General features: G+C 28.8%; 4 protein-coding genes and 2 pseudogenes. All 6 read right to left on the reverse strand.

The features are described from left to right. A pseudogene (locus tag BM384_RS14530) lies at positions 1–234 on the reverse strand (IS701 family transposase); the annotation flags it as partial. A 272-nt stretch (positions 235–506) separates the two neighbouring features. After that, positions 507–1,367: an N-acetylmuramoyl-L-alanine amidase gene (locus tag BM384_RS14535; RefSeq protein ID WP_090014633.1), complete on the reverse strand. Its 861-nt coding sequence runs from the start codon at positions 1,365–1,367 to the stop codon at positions 507–509. 155 nt (positions 1,368–1,522) lie between these two features. Then, the gene (locus BM384_RS14540; RefSeq protein WP_090014635.1) at positions 1,523–1,780 is read right to left on the reverse strand and encodes a hypothetical protein; all 258 of its coding nucleotides are present in this window, start codon (positions 1,778–1,780) and stop codon (positions 1,523–1,525) included. Positions 1,781–1,826: 46 nt separating this feature from the next. After that, positions 1,827–2,219, reverse strand: a complete 393-nt coding sequence (locus tag BM384_RS14545) for a hypothetical protein (protein ID WP_090014637.1) — start codon at positions 2,217–2,219, stop codon at positions 1,827–1,829. 12 nt (positions 2,220–2,231) lie between these two features. Beyond that, positions 2,232–2,421: pseudogene (locus BM384_RS14550) on the reverse strand (BhlA/UviB family holin-like peptide). Between the two features lie 37 nt (positions 2,422–2,458). Further along, positions 2,459–6,100: a phage tail spike protein gene (locus BM384_RS14555; RefSeq protein ID WP_090014640.1), complete on the reverse strand. Its 3,642-nt coding sequence runs from the start codon at positions 6,098–6,100 to the stop codon at positions 2,459–2,461. Between the last annotated feature and the right edge of the window lie 327 nt (positions 6,101–6,427).

The raw sequence follows: 6,427 nt of genomic DNA on the forward strand, positions 1-6,427 counted from the left end.
AAGATTTTCATCCCAAGAACTATTTGATAAAAATCTAGTTATACTAGTTCGATGTCTTGCAGGTGCAAGCTCCGCTATGTCGGAAATCTTACCATTAAAGCCTTTAGATATCATAGCATTCATGATATTTTCTAAATGCTTTAACTGAGGATTTGTTAAGTAAAAATCAAAATTTAATTGATTAAAAAATTTGTATATTGATGGTTCGTTTGATATAATTGTGTTCTGAAACATTTATGTATCTCCTTGTTGAATTTTGTGTAGGAACTTAATTATAACAGAGATTTATCATAAATGTTTTTTATTTTATTCAGTTGTAAAATTATTCAAGCATTTTTGCACTATTATAGTATTACTATTTAATGATTTCATTTTCCCATCTTCCTTTTACTTTTATTTGCAGTAGCAACATTAACTCAACCTTCTCTTCTTTTGTTTCATTTGTTAATTATATACTTATTTTCTTTTTTATTCAATATTTTCGAATTGCAATTTCAACAATTTAATTATGATCTTATTAAAACATTCCATGTATAATTTCCAACCACTCCATTAACCTCAAGTAAATTATCACTTTGCCATTCTTCTACTGCACTTAATGTTCTATCTCCAAAAATACCATCTATTCCACCAACATCATATCCTAATAATACTAGCTTTTCTTGAAACAATTTAGTTATTTTCCCTTCAGCTCCATACTTTAATGTAGGGCATCCTGCCAAAGTATTACCACCAGGAATTCCATCTACAACTTGATTTGAAAATCCTTGTCTATTACATTCTTCCTGCAATCTCCTTACCCAATCATTACTCACACTAGGATTACTTTGCTGTTCATTAACATTAACTATATTATTACTTATTTGTCCTACTAATCCCTTTACAATTGCATTAGCTATATCTTCAGCATTATATCTTTTCATATCTTCACTTGAATCTATAAAACAGCACTCAATAAGTATTGCAGGCATAGTAGTATGATTTATAACATAAAGATTAGCACCTTTTATTCCCCTATTCGTATAACCCAATCTACATATATTATTTAATACATTTCTTGCTACTGCTAATTCTTTTCCTTGATATGTATAAACTTCTGTACCATGTCCACCTCCAGCATTTAAATGAATTGATACATAAAAATCTCCACCATTAGCATTAGCTTTATTGACTCTAGCAGCTAAACTTTCATTTACTGTACTTGCATTATCTACACTACATACACAAACACTATGTCCTAAAGCTTCTAGCTTAGCTTTAACCTTATATCCAATTTCTCTAGTGCAATCTTGTTCCTTTCTTCCACAACCTTCTGCTCCTGTATCTGCTCCACTTAAAACATGTCCCATATCTAAATTAATTTTCATTTAACATCATCCTTTCATATTTTAAAAAAAGAGAAAAATAAAAATGCCTTATAAACTGGCATTTTACTTTTCTCTTTTACTATTATTTAAATGTTTATTTTTAATAATTCTTTATTTAAATTAACCTGTGCACTATAATATACTTATTTATTGATCTAAAATATCATATAAAAAAATAAAATTATTAAACTTGGCACTAATATTGATAATACTACTCTTATACCTTTGGAACATCCCTTGGTCTTTAGATTTGTATTTAAATAACACATACTGTTAATTATTAGTAATGTAGCCAAAGCACATACTATTAAATAAACTACATTATTATTTATGATTCTACCAATAAAATATAATAATACTAATATAGAATAATTAAAAATAAAATTTTTAGCTTCAAATCTATTATTTTTCATATTAACTCCTTTATTTATATAATCACTTCCTTATAGGTATTTTCAATTATACATTTTCTTCCTTAATATTTTTCTTACAAAAATTTTCCTTTCCCTTATTAAATTCCCCCGCTAAAGTTTGTCTTATTTCTTCAATCTGTTCTTCTTTTAGCTCTGGTACCTTTGCTAATAGTAATCTATCAAACATCGCAGCTTTACTCTCAACTAACTCTTCAACATTCTCAGTTATCCTATACTTTTCCTCAACAATATTCCATATATCCTTAGCTGTATTAATAAGCTCTGAATACTTATCTAATTTATACTTCTGTCCAAGCTCCTTAGCCTTCACCTCAGCTAAATTAATTAATGCATCTCCCACATTTTTAATTATTACAATTATTACTCCAACCAATGCTGCTGTTACTGCTGGCATTACTCCATTTATTATTTGTTCCATTTACATCTCTCCTTAATTAATCTTATTTTTAATCTCTTTCACATCTTCTTTAATATCTTCAACAATGTTGAACTTATTTGTCATATTATCTAATAAACACTGATATCTCTTTTCCCTATCTCCTGTTGTTTTCAGCACATACAAAAGTAAAGATACAAATAATCCATATCCTAACCCCTGCTGCACTCATTAATTCTTCCATAAAACACTACCTTTCAAATATAAAAATAGAGAAGTCTTTAAACTCCTCCAATCTTGTCTATTCTATCTTTTAAAATATTATTTTCTTCCTTAAGCTCCTGTATTGCTTTTGATAAAACAGGAATAATCATTTCAGACCTTATTTGATATATAAAATCTCCATTTGCTTGTTTAACTTTAAAAACATAATCAGGATTTATCTTTTCGAGTTCCTGTGCAATATATCCTATATCTTGGTGCTTGCCATTTTCCCGCCAGTTAAATTGTCTATGTTTAAACTTACTTATTTCATCAAGTCCACTTTTTTCTGTATCCTTTATATTAAATTTAAGTCTTTCATCAGATGCCCAAGTTGTTATTCCCCTAGCAAATTGATTTGAAGTTCTATTTACTATTACTTGAATATAATTAGTGCCCCCACCTCCATCATTACTTACCCAGTTCATTGCTTTTATATAATTTGATTCTACTAAGTTTCCTGAGTTAGTTATGTTATAACCATGCATATCAAAATTAGCATATCCATTTAAGCCTTCAGTATCAAAGCTTCCTGCTCTATGATAAGCAAAAACTGTATTATAAGTATTAGAACTTGATGATTTTTTAACTGCAAATGAAATATACTTTCCTGCCATATCAAGATCTAGTGTTAAACCTTTAATTGAAGAATTATTTACATAACTATTACTTCCAAGGCCTCCAATGTAACTTCCACTTTCATTGTATATATGAAGTTTCTTATCAGTTAATGAAGCTCTTAAAACATTATTACTATCATAATTAAAAATACTCCCCCTAAGAGAAGTATTACCTGTAGTATCAACCCAGAACACCTTAGTATTCTTACTATTGTAAAGATTAAATGCTCCATTATATACATTAAAATTGTTTTTCTCTAACTTCCAAGCTGTAGTGCTTAAAGGATTTCCTCCTGTTATTCCTGAAGTCACTTTAGCAACTATGCTTGATGGTGTTATTGCTTGCTCTGCTGTGCTTACCCTTGTAGATAGACTACTTACAGTATTATTTAAACTTGTTGATTTAGTTTCTACATTACTTACTCTTGAAACAATTTTGTTTTTCTCAATGCTTAAGTTTGCAAGACTTGTATTAACATAAGTAGAACTTTCCTGCCAATCATTTCTGTACTTTCCTTTTACAATACTTACTGCAGTAAAATAATAAGTTCCAAAACTTGATGATCCATTATAATAATTTCCTAAATATAAACCAACTGAATCAGCAATTTTAGTAGTAAAAGTTAATTCAAGCCATTGCCAGCCTAGCCCTGAAGATTTAACTTCATATGTTTCAGTTTTTCCACTTGAATTTCTTATAGAGATTACTAAAGAAGCTATTCCCTTTTCAACAAAACAATATGTGCTTGCTGTATAGACTGTATTAGCTGGCAACACCTCAGTATCTTGAACTATGTTTTCATTATTTGCATTAGTAACTATCTTAAAAGATTTTTTATAACCACTTGTACTATCAACAATACTTTTAATCGAATCTTCTTCTAAAGTCTCATCCCAATTATCATAACCATTTAAAAAGCAGCCATTTTTAATATAATTAGGTGAATTAAAATTTATTTGCTTAATAGCATTAATAACATCACTGCTCTCAACCTTTAGAGCTATTTTATTATTAAGCTGACTTATATTTGTTGTATTAGATGTGACTCTACTATTTAAAGAACTTAGTGAGCTATTAAACGAAGAAACACTTGAATTAATTCCTGCAACTGTAGCTTTTAATGATATGTAATCATCTTTTAAATTCACTGTTGCTCCATTAGAATCTATTTTAGTATCTTTAATTAATCCTTCTATTTTTCCTTGATGAACACTTACTTCTGTCTGTAATGCTGTAGTATTTTCTTTTAACTTAGTTATGCTGCTATTAACATTTTTAAATCCTATATCTAAAGTTTGCCCCTCATCACTAAGTAACACTTTAGTAGATCTTATGGAACTTGTATTATTTGAATTCACCTCAGTTATAAGACTATCTATATTAATCTTCTCACCACTAATTTCATTATTATTAATCATACGATTTTTAATAATGCCATCAGCCAAAGCCTTTTCTTTTACTCCAGTAGAATCAATTAAAGTTCCTTGCCCAGTTTCATCAAAAACACCAAAGGTAAATTTATTGTTGTTATCCCTTCCAGCAATCATTCTTACTCTGCCATTTTCATCTCTCCATTGCTGAGTTTCTCCTACAATTTCTATGCCACCAGTATTTGATTTAATTTGAAACTTATCTGTTGAAATTATACCTGCATTAATCTTTTCTACATCTAAGCTTTCAACCATCGCATTTTTTATAATACCTTCGTCAATTACAACATTCTTTCCTGTAAGATGAATAGTTTGTGTCATGTCTGCTGTTATGTTGCCTGCAAGTAAATTATTAATTAAAGCTGTGCTGTTTTCTAAAATTCCTATCTTTGCATTAGCTGTATTTAAGTCTGTTATATCTGCTTTTGTAGCTACTAAATTATTCATGTTTGCTTTAAAAACAGTTAAATCATTTATTGTAGCACTTGTAACTTCTAATTGTCCTATTCTTGCCTTAGCTGCATTTAAGTCATTGATGTCAGCTTTGTTTATTACAATATGCTCTACAACACCTTTAATAGCTGTTTCTGCTATTGTTCCATCATCACTTGTTATATTATCTACTGTTTCATAAACCTGCTTTTCTTGTTTCTGAATATCTTCAAAAGAAGCCATTGTATTACATAGTTCACATGAATTTCTCTCAGGTTCATCAGGATATTCTATGATTTTCACAATTCTCTGCTTATCTCTAAACCTGTCTTTCTTAGAAATTAAGGTTATAATATCACCTAAGTTAAAATCTAAAATGCTATATTCTTTTTTATTTGTCTTAGCTAAATCTTCAATATCACATTCATAAGATTTTTTAGGTTTAGAAACTTCCTCAAGCTTTGCTTTAGCATCTTCTTTTAGATCTTCTAAAATAGTATATCTTTCATCTTTCCAGTAAAAAGTTTTTACTTTATTTGAATACTGATAATTTTCTAAATAACCATTACCATCAAGCTTTAAGCCATCTTTTCCTTCTGCTCTTATCCTAGTATAAAAATCATTTGTATCATTGTTATAATCAAGGCTTATAAGATTAAGAGAGTCCATAAAATAAACTCCCTTATCTTCTCCTATTTTCTCATAAACATTTATGATTTTATTCAAACTATCAAAGCTTAATTCAACTCTATATGTATCTTTAATTTCCTGGATGATATCCCATGAGGAACAAGCTGTCTTTCTTACTGTTCTTTTCTTTGTAATATTATCAATTAACTTTACTGCCCATCCAGTTCCTGCACATGCTAGATTTAAAGATGTTTTTATAGTCTGCCCTGTGGTATCAAATCTATCCCATTCTTTGCCCTCTAAATCTTCAACATTAACTTTAGTTAATACAGAAATATAATCATCATCACTATTAGCAATTTCTTTAATAACAAATTCATCTGTCTTATTTCTGATATATCCTTCAAGCTCAATATTTTCAGAAGCTATTTTAGGATATAAAAAAGAAAGTGTTTTATCTCCAGTTGATAATACACTTTCTATCTTGTAATCCTCATATTTAATTAATCCTTCTATTTTATTATGATCTTTATCGTAAAGCTGTAACAATATTGCCCTCCCTTGTATAATCTAGTTGTAACATTTGATAGAAAACTATTTACTATTCTAACGAACATTACATGTCTAAATTGATATTAATTTTCTTATCTATTACTTTGCTTACGCCCCGATAGGGAAATACACATTTCATAATTTAAAATAGTTTTTTATTTAAATTCCAAAAGGAATCTAACCAAATTTAATATAGTTTAGTATAATACTCCTGAATAGAAGATAGATGTACCCCCCCTGGGAGGTTTTAAAGAACCTATACCCGTAAAAAAGCGTATCATTCCATCAGGTAGAATTCTATGTTTAGCTGGTTGGATTTCCCTT

It is taken from the genome of Clostridium sp. DSM 8431, from assembly GCF_900116755.1.
GTDB lineage: Bacteria > Bacillota > Clostridia > Clostridiales > Clostridiaceae > Clostridium.

Excerpts from the sequence above, each read along its gene's own strand:
- BM384_RS14540 (WP_090014635.1), bottom strand. The coding sequence starts at position 1,780 with ATGAAAAATAATAGATTTGAAGCTAAAAATTTTATTTTTAATTATTCT.
- BM384_RS14535 (WP_090014633.1), bottom strand. The coding sequence starts at position 1,367 with ATGAAAATTAATTTAGATATGGGACATGTTTTAAGTGGAGCAGATACA.
- BM384_RS14545 (WP_090014637.1), bottom strand. The coding sequence starts at position 2,219 with ATGGAACAAATAATAAATGGAGTAATGCCAGCAGTAACAGCAGCATTG.